This window comes from Stenotrophomonas sp. YJH_SMC_120, from assembly GCF_059368675.1.
Genome location: NZ_JCAFRY010000001.1, coordinates 776,038 through 800,766, shown reverse-complemented (window position 1 = coordinate 800,766; position 24,729 = coordinate 776,038). Strand labels below are relative to the sequence as shown.

The following is a 24,729-nucleotide window of genomic DNA, read 5'->3' as shown; positions in this document are numbered from 1 at the left end:
GGCGGAATCGGGCCAGCCATTTGTAGGCCGTACGCACACTTACGCCGCATGCTTGGGCTGCTTCCTCTGGGCGCAGGCCCTCGTGGAGGATGCGGCGAATAAGAAGTGCTCGACTATGGACGGTCAAACGGGCATTTTTATGGTGGTTCATCCGGGCTCTTTGGGGTCTGGAGAGGTGTGGTAACCACCATTTTCCAAAGATGTCCCGGATGAACAACGTACAGAGAGATCACAACTAACAGTCGACTCTACCGGGCGCGTTGGCGATTGATGAATTCCAGTCATGACCAACTGCAACGCTGCCCATTCAATCGGCAGCCCCTGCAGGCGTATCGTCACCGTTCCCCCTCTGGAGCATCACGATGCAGACACGTGAACTCGGCCGCAGCGGCCTGAAGGTTTCCGCCCTGGGCCTGGGTTGCATGGGCCTGACCCATGCCTATGGCCAGCCGGTCGAGCGCAGCCAGGGCATCGCCCTGCTGCACGCTGCCGTTGAACGCGGCGTGACCTTCTTCGACACCGCCGAAGTGTACGGCCCGTACACCAATGAAGATCTGCTCGGCGAGGCCCTGGCGCCTTACCGCGACAAGCTGGTGATCGCCACCAAGTTCGGCTTCAAGGATGCGCGCACCGATACCGGCCTGGACAGCCGCCCCGAGAACATCCGCGCCGTGGCCGAAGCCAGTCTCAGGCGCCTGCGCACCGACCATATCGACCTGTTCTACCAGCACCGTGTCGACCCGAACGTGCCGATCGAGGACGTGGCCGGCACCGTGCGCGACCTGATCGCCGAGGGTAAGGTCGGCCACTTCGGCCTGTCCGAGGCCAGCGCCGCCACCGTGCGCCGTGCGCACGCGGTGCAGCCGGTGGCTGCCGTGCAGAGCGAGTATTCGCTGTGGTGGCGTGAACCGGAGCGCGAACTGCTGCCGGCCCTGCAGGAACTGGGCATCGGCTTCGTGCCGTTCAGTCCGCTCGGCCGTGGCTTCCTGACCGGCGCGATCAACGCCGACACCACCTTCGACGCCAACGATTTCCGCAACAGCGTGCCGCGCTTCGAAGTGGACGCCCGCCGCGCCAACCAGGCGCTGGTGGATCGCATCAGTACGATCGCGGCAGCACGCGGCGCGACCCCGGCGCAGGTGGCGCTGGCCTGGCTGCTGGCGCAGGCGCCGTGGATCGTGCCGATTCCGGGCACCACCAAGATCCACCGCCTGGAAGAGAACCTGGGCGCGGCTGACCTGCAGCTGGCGCCGGAAGAACTGCAGCGCATCGCGCAGGCGTTGGATGAAGTGTCGATCGTCGGTGAGCGCTACAACGCCCAGCGTGCGGCCCAGGCCAAGGGCTGAGCACCAGGTGGGTGCGGACCGTTGGTCCGCACTCCTTAACCCTCACCCCATCGGCCCGCGCAGCGCATCCAGCACCGTGCGCATCGCCACGGTGACGTGGCGGCGCGACGGGTAGTACGCGTAGTAGCCATCGAAGTGCGGGCACCAGTCGTCCAGTACCGACTGCAGGCGGCCATCGTCCAGCATCGGCTGCACCTGGTCTTCCGGCAGCCAGGCCAGTCCGCTGCCGGCCAGCGCAGCGGCGCGGGTCATGCCCATGGTGTTGAAGGTCCACTGGCCGCTCACGCGTACGCTCAGTTCGTTGCCGTCCTGGCCGAAATCCCACGGCATCAGCCCGCCATGCGTGGGCAGGCGCAGGGTCACGCAGTTGTGGTCTGCCAGCTCGTCCGGATGGCGTGGGACCACGTGCTGGCGGAAGTAGCTGGGTGCACCGACCACGCGCATGCGCAGCGGCGGGCTGATCGGCACGGCGACCATGTCGCGCGCCAGGCGCTCGCCGAGGCGGATGCCGATGTCGTAGCGCTCGGCCACGATGTCGGCCAGCCCATAGTCGGCGGCCAGTTCCACCTTCAAATCCGGATACTGCTGCAGCAGCGGCGCCAGCCGTGGCCACGCGATGTACTCGGCGGCATGGCCGGTGGCATTGATGCGGATGATGCCGGCCGGGCGTTCACGGTATTCGGCCAGCGCGGCCAGTCCGTCCTCGATCTCGGCCAGGCGCGGGCCCAGGGTGTCGAGCAGGCGGGCACCGGCTTCGGTGGTGGACACGCTGCGGGTGGTGCGGGTCAGCAGGCGCACGCCCAGGCGCTGTTCCAGGCCGCGCATGGCATGGCTGAGCGCGGACTGGGACACGCCCAGCTGGGCGGCGGCCTTGGTGAAGCTGCCCTCGCGGGCAACGTGCACGAAGGCCTGCAGGTCGTTGAGGTTTTCGCGGGGCATGACGGGATGATACGGCTCCCGGATTGAACGGACCTGTCGATTTCCGGCTCCCCTGTTCGTCGTACCGGTACATCCAACGCAAGGAGCTTCCGCATGAGCACTGAAAAGCCCAAAGGCCCGGCCTCGTATTTCCCCTCCATCGAGAAGACCTACGGGCAGCCGGTGGCGCACTGGTTCGGGCTGCTGGCCGGGAAGAAGGGCCTGAAACACATGGAACTGGTCAGCTTCCTGAAAAGTGAGCATGGGCTGGGCCATGGCCATGCCAACGCGCTGGTGGCGCACCATCTGGCCGGCAAGGGCTGAGCAGCGGCGGGCAGGAGATAGCGCGGGACGCATTCAGCTGAACGATTTCATCTGCAACTGTCATGCAGATCGTGTCTAATACCGCTCCCCACCTGCTGTTCCCCACCCGTATGTCCCTTCCCTCCCATGGCCCCGCGCCGTGCGACGACGCTGACGGCCACCTGGTCACCGCCGGTCCGCTGACCCCGCCGCCCGACAGCGCCGGCACCACCGCCGACGAAAAAGCGCTGCGCCACTCGATCGCCGAGGACGTGCAGGGCATGGTGCTTGCCACGATGGTGGCCTCGCTGGGCCTGGCCATCTTCGCCAAGGGCGGGCTGATGATCGGCGGCATGGCGGGCATGGCGTTCCTGCTGCACTACGCGATGGGCTGGAACTTCGGCCTGGTGTTCGTGCTGGTCAACCTGCCGTTCTACTGGGTGGCGCTGCGGCGCATGGGCTGGGAATTCACCCTGAAGACCTTCGCTGCGGTCACCGCCTGTGGCGTGCTGACCGACCTGCTGCCGCGCTGGATCGACTTCTCGCACATCAACCCGCTGTATTCGGCGATCGTCGGCGGTGCGCTGTCCGGCCTGGGCATCCTGTTCTTCATCCGCCATCGTGCCAGTCTCGGCGGCATCGGCATCCTGGCGGTGTACCTGCAGCGCACCCGTGGCTGGAGCGCGGGCAAGGTGCAGATGTCCTACGACGCCTGCCTGATGGTGGCCGCGTTCTTCGTGTTGTCGCCGTCGAAGGTGCTGTACTCGGCCATCGGCGCGGTGGTGCTCAGCCTGGTGCTGATGTTCAACCACCGCCCCGGCCGCTACATGGGCGTGTGACCGTTCAACGGGGTTGCCGGCCAGCGGCCGGCACTACCGGAACCCGCGCGTAGTAACGCCGGGCCATGCCCGGCGGATATCCATCAGCGGGCGGCGGACTTCAGCCACGGCGGCGACAGCGTCAGCAGTCGCGCATGCACCGGGCAGTCCTCGGCATGCGCACCGGGCAGGTAGCCCAGGCTCATCAGGAACTCGCCGGTGATCTCGCCGCCGGTGAAGCGGAAGGTCTTCTTGAACAGCTTCACCCAGTCGGCCTTGCTGCGCGGGTGGTGCGCATCCAGCCACGACGCGAAGCTGCCGTGGCTGGCCCGCAGCTGCTGGATCACCTGCGCGTTGTGGATCGCCGCCAGCACCTTCAGCCGGTTGCGGATGATGCCCGCGTCCGACAGCAGGCGCTCGATGTCCTGCTCGGCGTACGCCGCCACGCGGTCCACATCGAAGCCGTCATAGGCCGTGCGGAAGCCCTCGCGCTTCGTCAGGATCGTTTCCCAGCTCAGGCCGGCCTGGTTGATCTCCAGCACCAGCCGTTCGAACAGCTCGCGCTCGTCACGCTGCGGGAAGCCGTACTCGTTGGCGTGGTAGTAGTCGTGCACCGGATGGCCCGGGGCGATGAGGCAGTAGCCGCTCATGGGGAAGGCTCGTTGGATTTGGGTTCGGGATCGATGGCCAGCGCAGGGTGTCCGCCGATGGACAGCATCGGCCAGCGCGGTGGCACGAGCGTGAGTTTGCCGTCACGCAGGGCCTGGTTGATCGTCTCGGCCTGGCCGCTGACGGTGCCGAACAGCGAACCGGCCCGGCGCCAGTAGGCATCCCTGCCACGTGCGTACAGCACGCAGTCCGGCCCACGGTGGGTGTAAAGCTCGCACAGCAGCACTTCGCCGGTGCCATCGCCGTCCAGGTCGCGATGCACGATCAGGCAGTCGCGCTCGCTCTGGGCGCAGGATTCGCCATCGATCGCGCGCGTGGCCAGTGCCTGCCACCAATCGTCCGGTGGTGAGCTGGATCCCTTGGCCAGCTTCAGCGCGCGCTGCAGGGCCACGACGTCCTGCGGCCCCTTGTCGAGGCGGTGGCCGTCATCCCAGCGCGAGGTACGTGCCAGCGCGGCAGCGATCACCTGTGGCGCGTTGGCATCGGCGGTGATGGCTGGATCACGCTGCAGCTCGCGCAGCGCCCGCACGCCGCGGTGGCCAAGATCGAAGCGCAGCACGTTGACGTCACTGCTGGTGATCACGGGCGGGTCCGCACGCAGGCGCGCCAGCTGGCTGGACAGGGTCAGCCGCACCGGGTCCAGCAGCGGCGAGTTGCCCAGCAATGCCAGTGCCAGCACCGCCCAGCACATCCAGCGGTTGACCGGCTCCAGCATCTGCAACCAGCGGCGCTGCCGGCGCAGCACCGCCAGCGCGTAGCCCACGGCATAGCCGGCCACGGCCACTGCGACGAGTACCGCCCAGAACCGGTCCACGGTCCAGCCGTACTGCACCACGCGCAGCCCCAGTGCGTACAGCGCCAGTGCGGCGTAGACCGGCAGCGCCAGCAGGCTGGCTTCAACCAGCCGGCGCAGCAGCAGCGGGTAGGGGGCGCTGTCTTCCCCCTGCTGGTGGACCGCATTGGTGAACGTCACCAGCAGCAGCGACAGTACCAGCAGCAGGCCGGCGGCCGAGCGGGTCTTCCACAACGGTTCCAGCCCGGTAAGCGGCAGGCTCAGCACGAACAATACGGCGATGAACGAGAGCAGCGGCAACAGCCCACGGCAGATCGCGAACAGCACCTGGCGGGTGATCTGGATGGCGCGGTGCTGGGTGCGCCCGATCAGTACGCCGAACCCGGCCAGGCTGCCGGTGGCCAGTGCGATGAACGCGTCCTGCCGGAACAGGTCGCGGAAGACGGTCACGTCGAGCAGCTGGAACAGCGCCGACCACAGCCACAACAGCAGCCAGGTCAACCCGGTGAACAGTGCCGCCAGGGCCAGGGTCAAACCATTCTGCCAGGCGCGCTCGAACAGCTCGGGGTAACTGGCACGCCAGTGCCCGTGCTGCAGCTGGAACTGCCACCAGGGCAGGACCACGAACACCGCCACGGCGATGCCCAGGGTCAACGGAAGCTGCAGCGCGCTCGACTCCAGCGCGGTCTCGCCATTGAGGTTCCAGCCGATCCAGGCGGCCAGCGCCAGCACCACCGTCGAGCCGAGCACGGCCTGCAGCCACAGGCGGCGCTGGCCCAGCTCCACCAGGCTCAGCGCCACCGCGCTGGGAATGGCCAGCACCCAGGCGTACCAGCAGTAGCGCCAGCCGATATCGCGGAACGGCCACGCGTCGGACAGTTCCTGCGCGGCATACAGCATCAGGCCCTGCAGCAGGGCAAGCAGGACGATGGCGCTGCGTGCCGGCAGGGTCAGGGGCGTTGAAGACTGCATCGATGACCTTCCATGGCAAAGCACCATCCTAGCCCATCGCTGTTCGACGCCATCGCGCGACCATCCCGCCCCCAGCAGGTAGAATAGGACCATGCCTGTAACGCCGACCTCCCTCGCCGATCACCTGCTCGTCGCGCTGCCGTCGCTGCTCGACGCGACCTTCGCCCGCAGCGTCGCGCTGATCTGCCAGCACGACGAGAACGGGGCGATGGGCGTGCTGGTCAACCAGCCTTCCGAGTACACGCTGGGTGAAGTGCTTGCACAGATGGACATCACCACCGGTGATGGCGACCTGCAGGCGCGCATGGTGCTCAACGGCGGCCCGGTGCATCCCGAGCGCGGCTTCGTCATCCATGACGACGCGCGGGCGTGGGATTCCAGCCTGACCGTGGGCGACGGCCTGTACCTGACCACCTCGCGCGACATCCTCGAAGCGATGGCGCGCGGCGAAGGCCCGGCCAATGCCGTGGTCACCCTCGGCTGTGCCGGTTGGGGCGCAGGGCAGCTGGAAAGCGAGCTGTCCGAGAACAGCTGGCTGACCGTGCCGGCCGATGCCGAGCTGGTGTTCCAGCTGCCGCTGGAGCAGCGCTGGCAGGGTGCGGCCTCGCGCATCGGCGTGGACCTGTTCCGGCTGACCGACTACAGCGGCCATGTCTGAGCCCATCACGCCCGCGCCGGATTCTGCTGCCCCGGCGATCCGCCGTGATGGCACCGTTCTGGGTTTCGATGTCGGCTCGCGACGGATCGGCGTGGCCATCGGCAGTGCCTTCGCCGCGCATGCGCGCGCGGTGGCCGTGGTCGATGTGCACGGCAACGGCCCGGACTGGACCGCGATCGAACGCCTGCTCAAGGAATGGAAGCCCGACGGCCTGGTGGTCGGCGACCCGCTGACCCTGGACGGCCAGGACCAGCCCAACCGCAAGCGCGCGCAGGGCTTCGCCCGCCAGCTGCGGGAGCGCTTCAAGCTGCCGGTGGTGATGATCGACGAGCGTTCCAGTTCGGTCGAGGCCGCACGCCGCTTCGCCGTCGAGCGCGCCGAAGGGCGCAAGCGCCGCCGTGATGCGGCTGCCCTCGATGCCGTCGCCGCAGCGGTGATCATTGATCGCTGGCTGTCGTCGCCGGACGACGCCACCCCCATTCCCTGACTGCCCGACACCGCCATGACCGCCCAGCAAATCGATGCCTCCGGACGCCTGCGCCACCTGCTGACCCTGGAGGGCCTGCCGCGCGAAACGCTGCTGCAGCTGCTCGACCGCGCAGGGCAGATCCGCGATGCCGCAGTCGGCCGCGTCGGCAACAAGCGCCACGTGCTGGCCGGTTCGGCGGTGTGCACGCTGTTCTTCGAACCGTCCACGCGCACCCGCAGTTCGTTCCAGCTGGCCGCGCAGCGGCTGGGGGCGGACGTGCTGAATTTCGACGCCTCGACGTCCTCTACCCGCAAGGGTGAGACCGCCTGCGACACGCTTCGCAACCTGGAAGCGATGGGCGTGCGCGGCTTCGTGGTGCGCCACCCCGATGACGGCGCCGTGGCCGCACTGGCCGATGCGGCAGGCGAGGGCACCGCGCTGATCAATGCCGGTGACGGCCGCAGTTCGCACCCGACCCAGGGCCTGCTGGACATGCTGACCCTGCGCCAGGCCAAGGGCCCGGATTTCTCGAAGCTGAAAGTCGTGATCGTCGGCGACGTGAAGCACTCGCGCGTGGCCCGTACCGACCTGCATGCGCTGCGCACGCTGGGCGTGGGCGAGATCCGCGTGTGTGGCCCGCAGTCGCTGCTGCCGGACGACGAGACCCTGAAGGGCTGCGTGGTCGGCGATGATTTCGACGCGATGCTGGAAGGCGTCGATGCGCTGATGATGCTGCGCCTGCAGCGCGAGCGCATGGAAGAAGGCCTGGTGCCGTCGCTGGAGCAGTACCATGCGCAGTACGGCCTGACCAACAAACGCCTGGCGCGCGCGGGCAAGGATGCCGCGGTGCTGCACCCGGGCCCGATCAACCGCGGCGTGGAAGTGACCGACGAGGTGGCCGACGGCTCGCAGTCGTGGGTGCTGCGCCAGGTCGCCAACGGCGTCGCCGTGCGCATGGCCGTGCTGGAAACCCTGCTGGGCTGACCACCCGGGTGAGGTAGGTGTCAACCTTGGTTGACACACTCACCGCCCGGTTCGTGCGCGCACTGTTTTGGTAGATGCCAACCTTGGTTGGCACTATCCACCGGTGCTAATGTCATCGGGCAGATCACATGACGCCCCAAGCTCCCATTCGCACCATGCATGCGGATATTGCCCAAGCCGCGTCGTCAGCCCAGCCCTGATCGGATTTCCCATCAGGTACATCGCATGCCGGTGCAACGATTCGTCAGAGCGGATCGCATGATCGTGATAGCAGGCCTGCCAGAAGCGCCCTACTCGCCCCAGCAGCCGGTTTGCCTGCCGGGCTGTGCGCGACTTGAAACGCTTCATGACGGTTTCCAGCGTTCCCGCACGTAGTTCGACCAGCCAGTGGATGTGGTCGGGCATGACCACGTAGGCAATCGAGCGGGTGAAGCCCTCCTGATCCAGTCGCTGGAATTCGCGGACTGCCAAGGCGGCCGCTGCGGCGTCGGTGAAGAGCGGCGCGCGTTCATGGACGACGGTGGTGAGGATATAGCTGAGGCCGACGCTGGAGCGACGGCCGAGCAGGAGACGGGTGTTCTGCATGGAGGAAGCATGGACGGGCCTGCTTCCAGTGAACATCGGGGAATGGCTTGGTTTCAGGTAGGCCAGTGCCAACCAAGGTTGGCGACTACCAGAGCAGTCAACGCCAACCAAGGTTGGCGACTACGAGAGCAGTCAATGCCAACCAAGGTTGGCAGCTACCAGAAGCTGCGGTTCAGCGCTTCTGCGCGAACAGCCATTCCCACATTGCCGGGTCGGCGTAGGTGGCGTCCCAGGCATTGTGGTTGCCTTCCGGGTATTCGGTGTAGCGCACGTCGCGTGCGGCGGCGCGCTGGAATGCGGCATGCAGTCTGCGGTCGTCGTCCGGCGGCACCACGTCATCCAGTGCGCCGTGGAAGATCCAGATCGGCGTGTGCTGCAGGCGCTGGGCAATCACCGCGTACGGGTCCGCTTCGTGCGCGACCTGCTCGACGAACAGGGTCGGGCGTACCGCACGCGGGGCGAGCACCGCGCCGCACACGGGGACGATCGCGGCAAAGCGGCGTGGGTCATCCAATGCGATGTTCCAGCTGCCATAGCCGCCCATCGACATGCCGGTCAGGTATTGCCGCGCCGGGTCGGCGCCGAATTCGGCGATCGTCGCGTCCAGCGCGGCCACTGCCGCACGGTTGTTGCGGCCGCTCCATTCCTCGTGGCCCGGTACCTGCGGGAACACCACCAGGGCGGGGAAATCGGGATGCGCGCGCAGGTAAGGCCCCAGCCCGGCGTGGGTCTGCTTGACGCCATCGGCGCCGCGCTCGCCCGAGCCGTGCAGGAACAGGACGACCGGAAGGTGGGTGGGAGCGGCGGCCTGCACGCCGGCCGGAATGAACACCTGGTAGTAAGCCGTTTGCCCGTCCACCTTCACCGCACGTGCTTCGAAGCGGCCACGCGCGCTGTCCGGCAGCGAAGTGCAACCGCTCATCATCAGAAGGGCCAGCAGTGGCAGCCAGCGCGACAGCAAACGGACCATGGGATTTTCCGAAGCGGCGAGATCGCCTGCATCGTAGTCCGCCGACGTCGGCCCGGCATCGTGCGCCGCGTCACTGCGGGCGCGGGAAGCTGGCGATGATCTCCAACTGCTCCTGTGCCTCGGTATTGCCTTCGGCGGCGGCGGCCTGCACCTGCGCAATGTCCGGGTGCAGGACCACCAGCAGTGGGTTCTCGCAGACCGGGCAGTCGTACTCGGTGGCGTCCTCGTCAAGTTCCATTTCCATGGCACGCGAGCTGCCCTTCCATTCGCAGGCCGGGCAGGTGTGCTGCTGGTCGCGCCAGCCGGGCTGGAAGTAGTTTTCGATTGTCGTTGCCATGGGGGGATCCAGTTGGGATCGGGTCAGAGCGCCGCGCAGCGGGGATCCGACCCGCGAGACGGTCAGTGCAGCAGCACCAGGGTGGCCAGGCCGAGGAAGGTGAAGAAGCCCATCGAATCGGTCACGGCGGTGAGGAAGATGCCGCTGGCCAGCGCCGGGTCGAAGCCGAAGCGCTTCAGCGTCAACGGCACCAGCACGCCGGCCAACGCAGCAAACAACAGGTTGCAGGTCAACGCGATGGCGATCACTGCCGACAACCCGGGCGAGTGGAACCAGGCGAGCACGATCAGGCCCAGCACCGAACCCAGCATCACGCCGTTCAACAGCGCGACCCGTACTTCCTTCCACAGCAGGGTGCGGGCGTTGGAGGCGCCCACCTGGCCCAGCGCCAGGCCGCGCACCATCAGTGCCAGCACCTGGGTACCGGCGTTGCCGCCGAGGCCGGCGACGATCGGCATCAGCACCGCCAGCGCCACCAGTTTGTCGATGGTGCCTTCGAAGTGGCCGACCACGCTGGAGGCCAGGAAGGCCGTGCACAGGTTCACCGACAGCCACATCAGGCGGCGGCGCATCGCGCGCCAGACCGGGCTGAACAGATCTTCGTCCTCGTCCAGACCGGCGGCGCCCAGCGCCTGGTGCTCGGCCTGGCCGCGGATGATGTCGACCACGTCATCGATGGTGATGCGACCGATCAGGATGTTGTTGTCATCCACCACTGGCGCGGAGATCCAGTCATGGTCGGAGAACTGGCGGGCGACTTCCTGGTCGCTCTCGCCGACGTCGATGGCTGGCTGCTCGTCGTCGATCAGGCGATTGATCGGGGTGGTGTCCTCGTGGGTCACCAGTGCCGCCAGCGACACGCGGCCGAGGTACTGATGGCGGCGGCTGACCACGAACAGGTGGTCGGTGTGGTCGGGCAGTTCACCGCGCAGGCGCAGGTAGCGCAGCACGACGTCGACATTGACGTCGGCGCGCACGGTCACAACGTCCGGATTCATCAGGCGACCGGCGCTGTCCTCGGGATAGGACAGGACCTGTTCCAGGCGCTCGCGGTTCTCGCGGTCCATCGACTTGAGGACTTCGTCGATGACCGTGTCCGGCAGGTCTTCGACCAGGTCGGCCAGATCGTCGATGTCCAGGTCTTCGACCGCGGCGATGATCTCGTCCGGGTCCATGTCCGCGAGCAGGCTTTCGCGCACGTCCTCGCCGACGTGGACCAGCACCTCGCCGTCGTCTTCCGGATCAACCAGTCCCCACACCACCTCGCGCTTGCCCGGCGGCAGTGATTCAAGCAGGTTGCCGATCTCGGCCGGGGCCAGGGTGTTGACCAGGCGACGTACCGGGCCCAGCCGGCCGCTGTCCAGTGCATCGGACAGCATCCGCAGTTGGCGCGCAGTCTTGTCGTGGCGTACAGCTTCAGCCATCGCAGCTCCCGCGGGGATAAGAAAAGCCGCGATCCCGGCAAGGATGCGGCAACAGGGGTGTTCAGTGCGTCATTATCGCAAGGCGATGTTTCAACGCATAGCCGCCGGGTGGCGGGAGTGCCGGCCGCTGGCCGGCAACCTCTTGGTCTTCGATGGGTACGCTGCCGGCCAGCGGCCGGCATTACCCTTGGCGCTCAGGGCGTATCCGCCACCAGCGCCAGCCAGCGTTCGATGGCGCGTCGGTCGCGCGCGGCCAGCAGCTTCGGCGCGCGCGCGCGCAGCGCACCCAGATTGGCTTCGCGTATCGCGCGGCGTACCTCCAGCAACGTACCCGGGTGCAGGCTGAACTCGCTCAGGCCCAGCGCCAGCAGCAGCGGGGTCATCCGGGCATCACCGGCCATCTCGCCGCAGACCGCCACCGGGATGCGGTGACGCGCGCCGGTCTCGATCACCATCTGCAGCAGCCGCAGCACGGCCGGGTGCAGCGGTGAATACAACTCGCCCAGCGCCTCGTTGTTGCGGTCGGCAGCCAGCAGGTACTGCACCAGATCGTTGGTGCCGATCGACAGGAAATCGACCAGGTCGATGAAGCTCTCCAGAGCCAGCGCAGCGGCCGGGACTTCGATCATCGCGCCCAGCGGTACGTGGTCGGACACCATGTGCCCTTCGCCGCGCAGCTGTTCGGTCAGTTTGAGCATGCGACGGCGCACGGCCAGCAGCTCCTCGCGGGTGCTGACCATCGGCACCAGTACGCGCAGCTTGCCGTATGCAGACGCGCGCAGGATCGCGCGCAGCTGGGTGTCGGCCACTTTCGGCCGTGCCAGCGACAGGCGCACCCCGCGCAGGCCGAGTGCAGGGTTCTCTTCGTTGCTCAGGGTCAGGCCGGTACGGTCGGCCTTGTCCGCGCCCAGGTCCAGCGTGCGTATGGTGACCGGCCGCCCGCTCATGCCCAGCGCGGCATCGCGGTAGGTCTGGAACTGCTCTTCTTCGTCCGGCAGCTCATTGCGCTGCAGGAACAGGAATTCGGTGCGGTACAGGCCGAGCCCCTGCGCGCCCAGTGCATGCGCCTGGGTCACGTCTTCCAGCGATTCGGCATTGGCCAGCAGGGCAATGTCGACCTGGTCGCGGGTACGGCTGGGCTTGCTGCGCAGGCGGCCGAGCTCGCGCTGCTCGCGCGCATGTTCCTTCAGCCGGACGCGGTAGTCCCGCAGGTTGTCGGCCTGCGGGTTGACGGTGATGCTGCCGTCGGCGCCATCGATGATCAGCACATCGCCATCGGCGATGCGGCTGAGCAGCTGCGGCACGTTGACGATCAGGGGCAGGTGCAGGCTGCGCGCCAGGATCGCGCTGTGCGACAGCGCGCTGCCGGCGGCCGTGACGATGCCGACTACGCCCTGTGCCTGCAGCTGCGCCAGCTCGGAGGGCGCGATGTTGTCACAGACCAGGATCTCGCCGGCCAGGCCTTTCACTGCCGACGGCCGTTCGGGTTGCAGGAAGGCGTGGATGCGCCCGATCACATGGTCGAGATCGTCCATGCGGCTCTTCAGATAGGCATCGTCCATGCCATCGAAGACCTTGGCCAGGCGGTCGCGCTGCAGGCGCAAGGCATAGCCGGCGCTGTACGGGCCACTGCGGATCAGCTCGTCCAGGCCGTACAGCAGCTCGGGGTCGTCCAGCAGCAGCGCGTGCAGGTCGAGGAACTCGCCCACTTCCTGGTTCAGGGCGCCATGCAGGCGCTGGCGCAGCTCGTGCATTTCCGTACGCGCGGCATCCAGCGCCCGGTGCAGGCGCGCCAGTTCGGCCTCGACCTGGTGGGCGGCCACGCGCTGCTCGGCCACCTCCAGCGCATGCGGCAGTCGCACGCGTGCCCGGCCCATCGCCGTTCCGCGCGCGGCGCCGTGGCCGGCCAGCAGCTGTACCGGCCGTTGGCCGGAAGGGACCTGGCTGGCGCGTGCGCGTGGCACGCTCAGCTGTCCTCGTCGAAACGGCGTTCGAACAGGCCGACCACCGCCTCCATCGCGGCGGCTTCGTCCTCGCCGTTGATCCGCACGGTGACCGGGGTGCCTTGGCCGGCGGCCAGCAGCATCACGCCCATGATGCTCTTGGCGTTGATCTCACGGCCTTTGGCGGCCATGGTCACGTTGCAGCGGAACGGCGCCAGGGTCTGCACCAGCTTGGCGGTGGCCCGGGCATGCAGGCCCAGGCGGTTGCTGACTGTGAGTTCTCGTTCAAGCATCGTCGACTATCGCTCCATTACGGGTACCCGCCGCGGCTGTGGCGGGCAGTTGATCCAGTCCCTGTTCCGGATAATTCATCACCCGCAGCAACATCGGCAGGCTCAGCGCCGACACCCGGCGAACCGGGGTCCCCAGCCGGGCCAGCTGCCCGGCAAGGTTGGCGGGGCTGGCGCCGTACAGGTCGGTCAGGATCAGCACACCATCACCCCCGTCAACCCGCCGCAGGGCGGCCGAGGCGAGCGGGAGCAGGGCGTCCAGGTCTGCGTCGAACGGTACTTCGAAAGCTTCGGTTTTCAGCGGCAACTGCCGCAGGAGCCGGGTCGCCACGTCAAGCAGGGCGGTCCCGACCCCGGGATGTGTTACGAGGAGAATGCCACAGGTCATTACTGCACGTTAACAGGTCAAGGTGAATTGGCGATAGCAGCAGGAGAGGGGCACTGTGTCCCGTATTCAGCGTTGCTCCCAGGGAGGCCTTTTCCGTTGAGAAAGAGATCCGACCCCATCCGTTTTTCGATGCCTGACAGCGATTCATCCACGCAGGCGTGGATCCATCGTGTCGACCAGGGTCGACACCCACCCGCAGCAGAAATCTGCCAGAGGTGGGGCGGTGTGGGTCTGCAGGACCGTTGGCGCCATGGATGGCGCCATCGAGCCCCCAGGAACGGGTTCACGACGTGTCCTGCAGACCCACACCGCCCCGCCATCCCACGGGATGCCGCTCCTGCTGTTGCTGTTGCTGTTGCCGGCCAGCGGCCGGCACTATCGGCGGGTGCCGGGCGCAGCCCGGCCGACCCCCTCAATCCTGTTCGCGGTGGTACGTCGCCACGTCTTCCCAGCCCATCTCGCGGGCATGCCGGGCCAGGCGCTCGGCCAGGAACACCGACCGGTGCTTGCCGCCGGTGCAACCGAACGCCACTGTCACATAGCTGCGGGTGCCATCACCCAGCTTCGGCAGCCAGGTATCGAGGAAGTCCATCAGCTGGGCCAGGTAGCGCTGCACGTCCGGCTGCGCTTCCAGGTAGTCGCGTACACCCGGTTCGCGACCGCTGAGCGCGCGCAGGTCCGGGTCCCAGTGCGGATTGGGCAGCACCCGCGCATCGAACACGAAGTCCGCCTCGGCCGGCACGCCGCGCTTGTAGGCGAACGATTCGAACAGCAGCGACAGGCCGGTGGCATGGTCCATCGTGAACTCGGTGATGATCCGCCGCCGCAGCTGATGCACGTTGAGGCTGCTGGTGTCGATCACCGCATCGGCCTCGCGGCGCAGCGGTGCGGTCAACTCGCGTTCGCGGGCGATGGCTTCAGGCAGCGACAGGCCCAGCTGGCTCAGCGGATGGCGGCGGCGGGTGTCGGCGTAGCGCTTGAGCAGCGTCTCGTCGCTGGCCTCGAAGAACAGCACCTTCACGTCCACGCCGGCGTCGGCCGCCAGCTGCCGCCAGTCGCCCAGCTGGCTCAGGTCGGCCTGGCCGCGAACGTCGATGCCTACGGCCAGACGCCGTGGTGCGCTGCCGTCGTGGTTGGTCAACAGGCTGCGCACGAAGTCGGGCAGCAGATTGATCGGCAGGTTGTCCGAGCAGTAGTAATCCTGGTCCTCAAAGGTCTTCAGGGCGACGGATTTACCCGAGCCGGACAGGCCGCTGACGATGATCAGGGTCGGGGCGGAGGGGGTGACGGTGCTCATGGACAGGCTCTTCGAAGGGCAGGGAAATCAGGGTGTTCGCCGTTCCAGCAGGTTGCTGTGACGGGCGATGAACATGGCTGCCGGGTCGATGCCCTTGGTGCGCAGGATGTGCAGGCGGGTGGCCGCCTCGGTCAGCACGGCCAGGTTGCGGCCGGGCATCACCGGCAGGGTGATCAGCGGTACGTCCAGGTCCAGCACATGGCGGGTGCCCGAATCGCCGGTCAGGCGCTCGTAGCCATGCGGGGTGGGTTCGGTCATCGGCTTGGTCAGGTGGACGATCAGCCGAAGGTACTTGTTCTTCTTTACAGCCGTGTCGCCGAACATCTCGCGCACGTTCAACACGCCCAGGCCGCGCACTTCCAGCAGGTCCTGCAGCAGCTCCGGGCAGGTGCCATCGAGTACATCGGGTGCGATCTGGGTGAATTCGGGAGCATCGTCGGCCACCAGGCGATGGCCACGGCTGAGCAGTTCCAGCGCCAGTTCGCTCTTGCCGGATCCCGCTTCGCCGGTGATCAGCACGCCGATGGAATAGATCTCCATGAACACGCCATGCAGGATCACCCGCGGCGCCAGCGTCCGCGCCAGGTGGTAGGACAGGTGGTTGAGCAGTTCGTGGCCGCGCTTGGGCGACAGCCACAATGGCGTGCCGGATTCGTCCGCGGCAGCGCGCAGGTCTTCCGGGCAGGCCTGGTTGCGGGTCAGCACCAGCGCCAGCGGGTGCGACTGCATGATCTTTTCGATGGTCTCCCAACGCTGGCGCGGTTCCAGCGCATCCAGCCAGGACAGTTCCTCGGTGCCCAGGATCTGCACCTTGTTGGGATAGATGGCATTGAGGTAGCCGGCCAGCGAGGGGCGCCGCGAGACCGTGTTGCCGGCCTCCAGCTCTCGCTTCTCGCCGGACTTGCCGGCAGCCCAGCGCAGTCCCAGCCGCTCGCGCTGCTGTTCGAACAGTTCACGGGCGGTGATGCTGGTATTCATGCGGCACTCGCAGGTGGGGTCATGTCCAGCGCCTTGCGCAGCGCCCGGGCATCGCCCGCTTCGCGCAGGGCCTGGCGGATGTCCGGCGCCGAGAACAGCTCGGCCAGCTCGGACAGCAGCATCAGGTGCTGGTGGGTGTAGTGGGCGGGGACGGCCATCGCGAACACCAGGTCCACCGGCTCCTCGCCACCGAAATCGACCGGGGTGGCCAACCGCAGCAGAGCGCCGCGGGGGCGGTCCAGGGTTGGCGCGCGGCCGTGGGGAATGGCGATGCCGTGGCCGATGGCGGTGCTGCCCAGCGCTTCGCGCTGGCACAGGTTCAGATAGATCTGTTCGGCGTTGGCCTGGCGGCAGGCCAGCAACCCGGCGGCGGCCTGCAGGACGCTGTCACGGTCGGTGGCCGTGCAGAGCTGGGTCTGCACGGCCGCCAGGAGGTCAGTCAGGGGCATGTCTGCGGGGAACGGTGGCGATCAGCCACCATTGTCGCCCACCGGCAGCGGTGCGTGCTGCTGTTTTTTCTCCTTGTGCTTGATCACCAGACGGTCAAGCTTGTCCGCAAGCAGGTCGATCGCGGCATACATGGTCTGGGCATTGGCCTCGGCGTGCAGGGTCTGGCCGGGAATGTTGAGGCTGGCGTCGACGTGGTGTTCGGTCTTCTGCAGCTTGAGGGTCACCCGCGCTTCGCAGTGCTGGTCGAAGTGCTTTCCGATCCGGGCCAGCTTCTCCTCAACATAGGACTGCAGGGCCGGGGTGACTTCGACATCTTTGCCAAACGTTTCGATGCGCATCGGGTTTCTCCTGTGTTCGGATGTGCCAATGAACCTCTCCGCCGGGCGCGGCGGCGCGTCAAGCGATTCTGACCCTTTCGTGCGAGGCGGAAATGTTCATGGCTTCACGATACTTCGCCACGGTGCGTCGCGCTACTGGAATTCCCGACGATTTGAGCAGGTCAGCCAGCTTGGCGTCAGAAAGCGGCTTGCGCGGGTTCTCGTCGTCGATCAGGCGCCGGATCATCGCCTGGATGGCGGTGCTGGACGCCTCGCCACCGCTCTCGGTATCGATGCCCGAGGCGAAGAAGGCGCGCAGCGGCAGGGTGCCTCGCGGGGTACGCACGTGCTTGCGGGCGATCGCGCGCGAGACCGTGGATTCGTGCAGGCCGAGCTCGGCGGCGATCTCGCGCAGGGTCAGTGGACGCAGCGCCTGCTCGCCGAATTCGAGGAAGCCGGCCTGCTGCAGGATCAGGCTGCGCACGACGCGCAGCAGGGTGTCACCACGCTGCTGCAGCCCTTTCAGCAGCCAGCGCGCTTCCTGCAGCTGGGCACGCAGGTAGCCGGCATCGGCGTCGCCACAACGTCGGATCAGCTGTTCGTAGCCGCGGTGGATCACCACCTTCGGCCCGGCATGCGCGGCCAGCGCTGCGCGCCATACGCCGTTCTGCCGCCACACCACCACATCCGGCACCACGTAGGTGTCCTGCGACAGCGGCGCGATCTGCGTGCCCGGGCGCGGGTCCAGCGAGCGCAGCAGCGCCACGGCAGTCTCGACCTCGTCCAGCGGCAGCTTCAACTCATGGGCGAGCCCGGCGACGCCGCTGCGCGGCAAACGTTCCAAGGGTCCTGCGGCAATCTGTCGCGCCAGGAGCAGGCCGGGCGTGTCGCCGGCCAGCACATCCAGCTGCAGCAGCAGGCATTCGCCCAGCGTGCGTGCGGCCACACCCACCGGATCGAAGCGCTGGATGCGATGCAGCACGGCGAGGATCTCGTCATCGTCGGCGTGGATCGCCGGCAACAGGGTTTCAGCGATGGTGGCCAGCGGTTCGCGCAGGTAACCGTCGTCGTCCAGTGCATCGATCAGTGCGGCACCGATGCTGCGATCACGCGAGGACAGATGCGACAGATGCAGCTGCCACAGCAGATGGTCGGCCAGTGTTTCGGTTTCGGCTACGCGCTCGGCAGCGCTGCCATTGTCGTCGTCATCATCGAAGCTGCCACCGCTGCCGGTCGTCGTCCAGTCCAGTTCGGTCGGCGCCCAGTCGTCGCCCTCATCGCTGCGCTCTGCAGGCGCTTCGTTGTCGTTGCCATCGCTGCCTTCATTGGCGGCGCTGCTGTCGTTGCTGTCGGCCCAGTCCAGCAGTGGGTTGCTTTCCACTGCCTGCGCGATCTCCAGCTCCAGTTCGGTGGCCGACATCTGCAGCAGCTTGATCGCCTGCTGCAACTGGGGCGTGAGCACCAGTTGCTGTCCCAACGATGTCTGCAGCCGAGTCTTCATGCCTGTGCCGAAAGGAAGGAAAGGGCCCCGGCGACTGCTTCACAGCTTGAAGGAATCCCCGAGGTAGACGCGGCGTACATCGGCGTTGTCCAGGATCGCCTCCGGCGAACCCTGGGCCAGCACGCTGCCCTCGGCGAGGATATACGCGCGGTCGCAGATACCCAAGGTCTCGCGCACGTTGTGGTCGGTGATCAGCACGCCGATGCCACGCTGCTTGAGGTGGGTGACGATGCGCTGGATCTCGCCGACCGAAATCGGGTCGACACCGGCGAACGGTTCGTCGAGCAGGATCAGGCGCGGTTGTGCGGCCAGTGCGCGGGCGATCTCGCAGCGGCGGCGTTCGCCACCGGACAGGCTGGCGCCGAGCTGGTCGGCGACATGGCCCAGCTGCAGTTCGTCGAGCAGGCCGTTCAATTCGCGCTCGCGGCCGGCCGAGTCCAGGTCCTCGCGCAGTTCCAGCACCAGGCGGATGTTGTCGGCCACGGTAAGCTTGCGGAACACCGACGGTTCCTGCGGCAGGTAGCCCACCCCCTGCTTGGCGCGGGTGTACATCGGGTCGCCGGTGATGTCCTTGCCGTCGAGCACGATGCTGCCGGCATCGGCGGCCACCAGACCGACGATCATGTAGAAACAGGTGGTCTTGCCGGCACCGTTGGGGCCGAGCAGGCCGACCACTTCACCCGCATCGAGGGTCAGCCCGAAGTCCTTGACCACTTCGCGCTGCTTGTACTTTTTGCGCAGGCCCTTGGCGACGAGCATTACTTCCTGCTCCCGGCCGGCTGTGCCGGCGTGGTGGCCTTGGGCTGTGCCGCAGGCGCGGCCGGGGTCTTGTTCTTCGGCGGGATGACGGTACGCACGCGGCTGCCGTCACCACCGGAGTTCATCTCGCCGGTGCGGGTGTTGTAGACCATGCGCTGGCCGGCATTGGTGCCGCGCGCGCTGGTGACCTTGTAGTTGCCGGTCAGGGTGATGATCTCGGTCTTGATGTCGTAGTCGATGCGATCAGCAAGCGCATCCATCCAGGTGCCGTCATCAAGCTGCTGCTTCATCTTGGCCTGCTTGCCGGTGAAGACCACGCGCACGGCCTCGCCGTCCTTGAGGTAGATCTCGGCCTCGGACGAACGCAGGTCCAGCGTGCCCTGGGTGATGATCACGCCCTGCGACAGCACGGTCTTGCCGTCGCCGGTGAGCATGCCGGACTGGGCGCCGGAATCGATGTGCATGTCTTCGTTGCGGTCGGTGGACTTGGCGAAGGCGGCGCTGGGGACAAGAAGACCGAGCGCGAGTACGGCGGCAAAGGGAATCTTCATCGGGGTCCGTTCTACCGGTGGGGGCCTGCCGGGCGGGCCGGGGGCGGAGGGTGGGGCTGCCGGCCCTGCGCCTGTCCGGAGACGTCGCGGGCTGGCGGCGGAATCAGCGTCTGGGCGTGTAACGGCCCTTGGACTGGCTGAGGAAATGATACGTGTTGTTCTTCGAATCCACTTCGAAGCCGACGCCGGACTGTTCCATGCCCGGGCGGGTCATGGTCACCAGGGCGTCGGTACGGGCGCGGTTCTCCTTCGGGAACACGTCCAGGTGGTCGGTGCGGAAGGTGGTCGGCACCACGCCCGGGCCCGCCGGGCTGTCGCCGGCAACCTTGCCGCGCAGCTTCATCTCGTCGCCCTTGGCGCTGAGCCAGCCGGTCTCGGCACGCAGCGTCCAGTGCTTGCCATCCTTGTCCGGCATCTCGAACAGCGGGGTGGCAATGTTGATGGTCTGGTCGCCGCGCTGGCGCTCCAGCCGCGGTGCGCGCAGGGTGGTCGATTCCTTGCCGTGCTCATCCAGGGCGACGATCTGGAAGTCATGCAGGATGTAATCCACACCAATTTCCTGGCCCCCCGTGGCTGGACCCTTGTCGCGGTTGCGCAGCGCCGCCCAGCTGCTCAGCAGGGCGGCCAGCAGCAGGCTGATGCCGAGCACGGTGCGCCAGTTCAAGGTGGGCAGGTTCATGCGCCAAACCTCGCCAGCACCGCATCCGCGCGGCCCTGGGCGGCCAGCAGGATGTCGCACAGCTCGCGCGCGGCGCCACGGCCACCCTCGGCGCGGGTCTGCCAATGCACGCGTTCGGCGATCCACGGATGGGCATTGGCCGGGGCCACCGCAAGGCCGACCGCACCCAGCGGCGCCAGATCGGGCAGGTCATCGCCCATGAACGCCACCTGTTCCAGGCCGATCCCGTGCTGCGCACACAGCGCCTGCACGCTGGCCAGCTTGTCGCCCACGGCGATCTGGGTGTCGATGCCGAGGTCGGCGCCGCGCTTGAGCGCGGACTGGCTGTTGCGCGCGGTGATCAGCACGGGGTGGATACCGTGCTGCTGCAGCAGTTTCAGGCCCAGGCCATCCTGCACGAAGTACGCCTTGCTCTCGTTGCCGTCCTTGTCGTAGTACAGCCGACCGTCGGTGAGGGTGCCGTCCACGTCGAAGCAGGCCAGGCGGATCTGGGCCGCAGCGGCATGCAGGTGGGCGGGGAAGGCGGGCAGGGGGGACCAGGGCATCAGGGCGGCAGGCTCGTTATGGGCGGGTGCGGCGTTACAGACTGAATGGGGTCTACGGACTGTCGGTTAAACCACCCGGGCCCGCAACAGGTCATGAATGTTCAGCGCGCCAACCGCGCGGCCCTGGCCATCAACCACGATCAGGCCGGTGATCTTGTGGGTCTCCATCAGGCGGGCGGCCTCGACCGCCAGCTGGTCGGCGCCGATGGTGCGCGGGTTGCGGGTCATCACGTCGGCGATCTTCGCCGTGCGCACATCCAGCGCGCTGTCCAGCGCACGGCGCAGGTCGCCGTCGGTGAACAGCCCGATCAGCACGCCGTCGGCGTCAACCACGGCGGTCATGCCCAGCCGCTTGCGGCTCATTTCCACCAGCGCCTCGCTGAGGCTGGCGTCGGCGCCCACGCTGGGCAGGTCGTCGCCGGTGTGCATGACGTCGGTGATGTGCAGCAGCAGGCGACGGCCGAGGCTGCCGGCAGGGTGCGAGCGGGCGAAGTCATCGGCGGTGAAGCCACGTGCATCGAGCAGGGCCACGGCCAGTGCATCGCCCATCGCCAGCGAGGCGGTGGTGCTGGAAGTGGGTGCCAGCGCCAGCGGGCAGGCCTCGGCCGGCACGCTCACGTCCAGATGGATGTCGGCGGCGGTGGCCAGGCTGGACTGCGGGCGGCCGGTCATGGAGATCAGCAGGTTGCCCTGGCGCTTGAGCACCGGCAGCAGCATCAGCACCTCGTCCGATTCGCCCGAGTAGGACAGGGCCAGCACGACGTCGTCCTCGGTGATCATGCCCAGGTCGCCGTGGCCGGCTTCACCGGGGTGCACGTAGAACGCCGGCGTACCGGTAGAGGCCAGGGTGGCGGCGATCTTGCGCGCGATATGCCCGGACTTGCCCATGCCGGTGGCAACCACCCGCCCGCGGCTGGCCAGGATCGCCTGGCAGGCCTGCTGGAAGGCCTCGCCGAGGCGGTCGGCCACGGCATCCAGGGCCTGCCGCTCGATCTCGAACACGCGGCGGCCACTGGCAACCAGGCCGGCAGGGTCGACGGAACGGGGGGGCAACAGGGATTCGGCCATGCGGACGCCACGCAGCGGAAGTAGAATGGACCCACATTTTATTAGGAAAGCCCGTTGGACGCCGACACCATCCGCAATCTGATCGAAACCGGCCTGCCCGGCGCCCGCGCCGACGTGCAGGGCGACGATGGCGTGCATTTCGAAGCGACCGTGGTCTGCGAGGCCTTTGCCGGCAAGATGCCGCTGGCCCGCCACCGCATGGTGTATGCCACCCTGGGCGACCTGATGGGCGGCGCGATCCACGCGCTGGCGCTGAAAACCGTGACCCCGGCCGAAGCCGGCTGAACCGCAGAAGATCCCGAATACATGGCCAAGATCGTTGTGACCGGCGGCGCTGCGCTGCACGGTGAAGTGAACATCTCCGGCGCCAAGAACGCCGTCCTCCCCATTCTCTGCGCGACCCTGCTGGCCGATGAGCCGGTGGAGATCACCAACGTGCCGCACCTGCACGACGTGGTCACCACGGTGAAGCTGCTTGGCGAGCTGGGCGCCAAGGTCACCATCGACCAGGGCACGCTGTCGCGCGGCAGCGCGATCGTGGTCGACCCGCGTCCGGTCAACCAGCACGTCGCACCGTATGAGCTGGTCAAGACCATGCGCGCCTCGATCCTGGTGCTGGGCCCGCTGCTGGCCCGCTTCGGCGCCGCCGAAGTGTCGCTGCCGGGCGGCTGCGCGATCGGCTCGCGACCGGTCGACCAGCACATCAAGGGCCTGCAGGCGCTGGGCGCCGAGATCGTGGTCGAGAACGGCTTCATCAAGGCCAGCGCCAAGCGCCTGAAGGGTGGCCACTTCACCTTCGACATGGTCAGCGTCACCGGCACCGAGAACGTGCTGATGGGCGCGGTGCTGGCTGAAGGGACCACCGTCCTCGACAACTGCGCGATGGAACCGGAAGTGACCGACCTGGCGCACTGCCTGATCGCGTTGGGCGCGAAGATCGAAGGCCTGGGCACCGCCCGCCTGGTGATCGAGGGCGTCGAGCGCCTGTCCGGTGGCCGCCACGAAGTGCTGCCCGACCGCATCGAGACCGGCACCTTCCTGGTGGCCGCGGCGATGACCGGTGGCAAGGTCACCGTCAACCGTGCGCGCCCGAACACCATGGACGCGGTGCTGTCCAAGCTGGTCGAGGCCGGTGCGAAGATCGAGACCACCGACGACAGCATCACCCTGGACATGCAGGGCCGGCGGCCGAAGGCGGTCAACCTGACCACCGCGCCGTACCCGGCATTCCCGACCGACATGCAGGCGCAGTTCATGGCACTCAACTGCGTGGCTGACGGCGTGGGCGTGATCAACGAAACGATCTTCGAGAACCGTTTCATGCACGTCAACGAACTGCTGCGCCTGGGCGCGGACATCCAGGTTGAAGGCCACACCGCCATCGTGCGTGGCAGCGAGCACCTGAGCGGCGCACCGGTGATGGCGACCGACCTGCGAGCGTCGGCCTCGCTGATCCTGGCCGGCCTGATGGCCAGCGGCGATACCACCATCGACCGCATCTACCACCTTGATCGTGGCTACGAGAACATCGAAGAGAAGCTGTCTTCGCTCGGCGCCACCATCCGGCGCGTGCCATGATCCTGCGCGGCAAGTTCAGCCCGCGTCGCAAGGCGCTGCTGGCCCTGGTGCTGATCGTGCTGGCGTGGCTGGGCTATGCCTGGTACGCCAACATCGCCATCACCCAGGGCATCGAGCAGAAGGACATGGACTGGAACGGCGACGGCACGGTCACGCGTGACGAGATCATCGAGTCGTTCTATGCGGTCGCGGTGAACGACAGCCAGGACGGCAACCGTCATTGCCGCACCTTTGTCTGGCGCAGCACCGGCGAGCAGATCCGAGTGGACTGCCGCACCGAGTTCAAGCCGGCGGCGGCCGAGGAAAAGAAGTAAGAAAAACGCCCGCGAAAGCGGGCGTTTTCTTTTCGCGGGGCCCTGGGTCGGAGCCCTTTCCATCGGAAAGGGCTCTGACCCCAGCCACACAACCGGGGTCAGAGCCCATCCCCGAGGGGATGGGATCCGACCCCGGCACTCAGTTCATCGCCTTGATGGTCAGGTCCAGCGCATCGCGGCCGCTCTCACGCTGCAGCATGCGCGCCGGCACCGGGAAGTCCGGCACGATCCAGGCGATCAGCTCCTTGTTGCCGTCGGCGCGCGAGACCTTGGTCGCCTCGTAACTCTTGCCGGCCACGGTGATCGATTCCTTGCCGATCACGCGGTAGGTCATGTTCTTGATCCGGCCTTCGTCCACCATGCGATAGGTCAGCGGCTTGCCGGCGGCCAGGTCACGGGCGATCGCCAGGTTGATCAGCAGCGCGTCCATGTCGCCTGCTTTCAGCGCGATGGGGCCCGCACGGTCCGGCTTGATGTCGCCGGTCCAGGTGGCCTGGTTGCTGGTCCAGTTGTAGTTGGCCTGCACGTTGCGCTTCTTCACCAGCAGCGCCGAACGGTCCTGGCTGCTGAGCGGACGCAGCTGGCCACGCACTTCCTCGAACACCGTGCTCTGGCTGAGGTCGGCCAGCTGGTTCTTCACCTGCAGGCTGTAGCGCCATTTGTTGCTGCCTTCGCTGGCCAGGGTCATGGTGCCGTTGGCCTGCATGCCCATGTAGCTGGCCAGGTAATCCGCCTTGAACGGTTCCAGCGCCATGGCCGGCAGGCTGGCCACGGTCAGGGCAGCGGCTGCGATCCAGGTGAGGGGGCGGGTCAGGGTATTCATGC

General features: G+C 67.3%; 31 protein-coding genes. 9 read left to right on the top strand and 22 right to left on the bottom strand.

From position 1 onward, the window contains the following. A partial coding sequence (locus AC5P60_RS04040; RefSeq protein ID WP_148505173.1) for a leucine zipper domain-containing protein occupies positions 1–151 on the bottom strand: 151 nt, incomplete at its 3' end. 211 nt (positions 152–362) lie between these two features. Here AC5P60_RS04040 and AC5P60_RS04035 point away from each other — a divergent pair. After that, complete coding sequence (locus tag AC5P60_RS04035) at positions 363–1,346, top strand: aldo/keto reductase (protein ID WP_111108625.1); 984 nt, start codon at positions 363–365, stop codon at positions 1,344–1,346. 42 nt (positions 1,347–1,388) lie between these two features. Here AC5P60_RS04035 and AC5P60_RS04030 read toward each other — a convergent pair whose 3' ends face one another. After that, on the bottom strand, positions 1,389–2,285 hold the full coding sequence (locus tag AC5P60_RS04030; protein ID WP_483693031.1) for a LysR family transcriptional regulator: 897 nt from the start codon (positions 2,283–2,285) through the stop codon (positions 1,389–1,391). A 93-nt stretch (positions 2,286–2,378) separates the two neighbouring features. On the opposite strand from AC5P60_RS04030, the gene AC5P60_RS04025 reads away from it, so the two are divergent. Next, positions 2,379–2,588, top strand: coding sequence for a DUF4287 domain-containing protein (locus AC5P60_RS04025; protein WP_005412490.1), 210 nt, complete (start codon positions 2,379–2,381; stop codon positions 2,586–2,588). A gap of 110 nt (positions 2,589–2,698) precedes the next feature. Then, a complete protein-coding gene (locus tag AC5P60_RS04020) occupies positions 2,699–3,406 on the top strand; it encodes a YitT family protein (RefSeq protein WP_014036228.1) in 708 nt (235 codons plus the stop codon). 83 nt (positions 3,407–3,489) lie between these two features. On the opposite strand, the gene AC5P60_RS04015 is transcribed toward AC5P60_RS04020, so the two are convergent. Together AC5P60_RS04015 and AC5P60_RS04010 are read right to left on the bottom strand one after the other, a co-directional pair. Next, positions 3,490–4,035: a DNA-3-methyladenine glycosylase I gene (locus AC5P60_RS04015; RefSeq protein WP_483693029.1), complete on the bottom strand. Its 546-nt coding sequence runs from the start codon at positions 4,033–4,035 to the stop codon at positions 3,490–3,492. Next, positions 4,032–5,819 (bottom strand): DUF4153 domain-containing protein, encoded by a 1,788-nt coding sequence (locus AC5P60_RS04010; protein WP_483693027.1) that lies wholly within the window; start codon positions 5,817–5,819, stop codon positions 4,032–4,034. The genes AC5P60_RS04015 and AC5P60_RS04010 overlap by 4 nt, the downstream gene beginning before the upstream one ends. A 91-nt stretch (positions 5,820–5,910) precedes the next feature. On the opposite strand from AC5P60_RS04010, the gene AC5P60_RS04005 reads away from it, so the two are divergent. The 3 genes from AC5P60_RS04005 to AC5P60_RS03995 are packed head-to-tail and all read left to right on the top strand — an operon-like array spanning position 5,911 to position 7,930. Then, a complete protein-coding gene (locus AC5P60_RS04005; protein WP_005408377.1) occupies positions 5,911–6,477 on the top strand; it encodes a YqgE/AlgH family protein in 567 nt (188 codons plus the stop codon). Continuing rightward, positions 6,470–6,964 (top strand): Holliday junction resolvase RuvX, encoded by a 495-nt coding sequence (gene ruvX / locus AC5P60_RS04000; protein ID WP_005408378.1) that lies wholly within the window; start codon positions 6,470–6,472, stop codon positions 6,962–6,964. The genes AC5P60_RS04005 and ruvX overlap by 8 nt, the downstream gene beginning before the upstream one ends. A 15-nt stretch (positions 6,965–6,979) precedes the next feature. Then, entirely contained in the window at positions 6,980–7,930 is a 951-nt protein-coding gene (locus tag AC5P60_RS03995; protein WP_049403275.1) for an aspartate carbamoyltransferase catalytic subunit, read from the top strand. A gap of 93 nt (positions 7,931–8,023) precedes the next feature. Here AC5P60_RS03995 and AC5P60_RS03990 read toward each other — a convergent pair whose 3' ends face one another. The 17 genes from AC5P60_RS03990 to AC5P60_RS03910 all read right to left on the bottom strand — a co-directional run bounded on the left by AC5P60_RS03990 (position 8,024) and on the right by AC5P60_RS03910 (position 22,012). Beyond that, positions 8,024–8,515, bottom strand: a complete 492-nt coding sequence (locus AC5P60_RS03990) for an REP-associated tyrosine transposase (protein ID WP_033834837.1) — start codon at positions 8,513–8,515, stop codon at positions 8,024–8,026. Between the two features lie 172 nt (positions 8,516–8,687). Continuing rightward, entirely contained in the window at positions 8,688–9,485 is a 798-nt protein-coding gene (locus AC5P60_RS03985; RefSeq protein ID WP_033834838.1) for a carboxylesterase family protein, read from the bottom strand. 70 nt (positions 9,486–9,555) lie between these two features. After that, the gene (locus tag AC5P60_RS03980) at positions 9,556–9,822 is read right to left on the bottom strand and encodes a hypothetical protein (protein WP_033834839.1); all 267 of its coding nucleotides are present in this window, start codon (positions 9,820–9,822) and stop codon (positions 9,556–9,558) included. 62 nt (positions 9,823–9,884) lie between these two features. Further along, a complete protein-coding gene (mgtE, locus tag AC5P60_RS03975; RefSeq protein ID WP_008266103.1) occupies positions 9,885–11,246 on the bottom strand; it encodes a magnesium transporter in 1,362 nt (453 codons plus the stop codon). Between the two features lie 194 nt (positions 11,247–11,440). After that, on the bottom strand, positions 11,441–13,210 hold the full coding sequence (gene ptsP, locus AC5P60_RS03970; protein WP_322534791.1) for a phosphoenolpyruvate--protein phosphotransferase: 1,770 nt from the start codon (positions 13,208–13,210) through the stop codon (positions 11,441–11,443). 2 nt (positions 13,211–13,212) lie between these two features. Next, on the bottom strand, positions 13,213–13,482 hold the full coding sequence (locus AC5P60_RS03965) for an HPr family phosphocarrier protein (RefSeq protein WP_005408385.1): 270 nt from the start codon (positions 13,480–13,482) through the stop codon (positions 13,213–13,215). Beyond that, entirely contained in the window at positions 13,475–13,867 is a 393-nt protein-coding gene (locus AC5P60_RS03960) for a PTS sugar transporter subunit IIA (protein ID WP_005408386.1), read from the bottom strand. The genes AC5P60_RS03965 and AC5P60_RS03960 overlap by 8 nt, the downstream gene beginning before the upstream one ends. Before the next feature lie 412 nt (positions 13,868–14,279). Beyond that, complete coding sequence (gene rapZ, locus AC5P60_RS03955) at positions 14,280–15,164, bottom strand: RNase adapter RapZ (protein WP_033835540.1); 885 nt, start codon at positions 15,162–15,164, stop codon at positions 14,280–14,282. 27 nt (positions 15,165–15,191) lie between these two features. Beyond that, positions 15,192–16,142: an HPr(Ser) kinase/phosphatase gene (gene hprK, locus AC5P60_RS03950; RefSeq protein WP_005408388.1), complete on the bottom strand. Its 951-nt coding sequence runs from the start codon at positions 16,140–16,142 to the stop codon at positions 15,192–15,194. Beyond that, a complete protein-coding gene (locus tag AC5P60_RS03945; RefSeq protein ID WP_033835541.1) occupies positions 16,139–16,591 on the bottom strand; it encodes a PTS sugar transporter subunit IIA in 453 nt (150 codons plus the stop codon). Before AC5P60_RS03945 ends, hprK begins: the two co-directional genes overlap by 4 nt. A gap of 21 nt (positions 16,592–16,612) precedes the next feature. After that, on the bottom strand, positions 16,613–16,930 hold the full coding sequence (gene hpf / locus AC5P60_RS03940; RefSeq protein ID WP_004147311.1) for a ribosome hibernation-promoting factor, HPF/YfiA family: 318 nt from the start codon (positions 16,928–16,930) through the stop codon (positions 16,613–16,615). A gap of 58 nt (positions 16,931–16,988) precedes the next feature. Continuing rightward, positions 16,989–18,410, bottom strand: a complete 1,422-nt coding sequence (locus AC5P60_RS03935; protein ID WP_033835542.1) for an RNA polymerase factor sigma-54 — start codon at positions 18,408–18,410, stop codon at positions 16,989–16,991. 39 nt (positions 18,411–18,449) lie between these two features. Next, positions 18,450–19,169, bottom strand: a complete 720-nt coding sequence (gene lptB / locus AC5P60_RS03930; RefSeq protein WP_005408391.1) for an LPS export ABC transporter ATP-binding protein — start codon at positions 19,167–19,169, stop codon at positions 18,450–18,452. Then, a complete protein-coding gene (gene lptA, locus AC5P60_RS03925; RefSeq protein ID WP_005408392.1) occupies positions 19,169–19,720 on the bottom strand; it encodes a lipopolysaccharide transport periplasmic protein LptA in 552 nt (183 codons plus the stop codon). The genes lptB and lptA overlap by 1 nt, the downstream gene beginning before the upstream one ends. Positions 19,721–19,823: 103 nt before the next feature. After that, positions 19,824–20,399, bottom strand: a complete 576-nt coding sequence (gene lptC, locus AC5P60_RS03920; RefSeq protein WP_012479345.1) for an LPS export ABC transporter periplasmic protein LptC — start codon at positions 20,397–20,399, stop codon at positions 19,824–19,826. Continuing rightward, positions 20,396–20,944: a KdsC family phosphatase gene (locus AC5P60_RS03915; protein WP_005408394.1), complete on the bottom strand. Its 549-nt coding sequence runs from the start codon at positions 20,942–20,944 to the stop codon at positions 20,396–20,398. The genes lptC and AC5P60_RS03915 overlap by 4 nt, the downstream gene beginning before the upstream one ends. Positions 20,945–21,010: 66 nt before the next feature. Further along, positions 21,011–22,012 carry a KpsF/GutQ family sugar-phosphate isomerase gene (locus AC5P60_RS03910; protein WP_033835544.1) on the bottom strand — a complete coding sequence of 334 codons (1,002 nt, stop codon included), beginning with the start codon at positions 22,010–22,012 and terminating at the stop codon, positions 21,011–21,013. 54 nt (positions 22,013–22,066) lie between these two features. On the opposite strand from AC5P60_RS03910, the gene AC5P60_RS03905 reads away from it, so the two are divergent. The 3 genes from AC5P60_RS03905 to AC5P60_RS03895 are packed head-to-tail and all read left to right on the top strand — an operon-like array spanning position 22,067 to position 23,904. After that, entirely contained in the window at positions 22,067–22,297 is a 231-nt protein-coding gene (locus AC5P60_RS03905; protein WP_005408396.1) for a BolA family protein, read from the top strand. Between the two features lie 21 nt (positions 22,298–22,318). Continuing rightward, positions 22,319–23,590: a UDP-N-acetylglucosamine 1-carboxyvinyltransferase gene (murA, locus tag AC5P60_RS03900; RefSeq protein WP_049432040.1), complete on the top strand. Its 1,272-nt coding sequence runs from the start codon at positions 22,319–22,321 to the stop codon at positions 23,588–23,590. Further along, a complete protein-coding gene (locus AC5P60_RS03895; RefSeq protein ID WP_005408398.1) occupies positions 23,587–23,904 on the top strand; it encodes a hypothetical protein in 318 nt (105 codons plus the stop codon). The genes murA and AC5P60_RS03895 overlap by 4 nt, the downstream gene beginning before the upstream one ends. Before the next feature lie 139 nt (positions 23,905–24,043). On the opposite strand, the gene AC5P60_RS03890 is transcribed toward AC5P60_RS03895, so the two are convergent. Then, positions 24,044–24,727, bottom strand: a complete 684-nt coding sequence (locus AC5P60_RS03890; RefSeq protein ID WP_005408399.1) for a DUF3108 domain-containing protein — start codon at positions 24,725–24,727, stop codon at positions 24,044–24,046. Between the last annotated feature and the right edge of the window lie 2 nt (positions 24,728–24,729).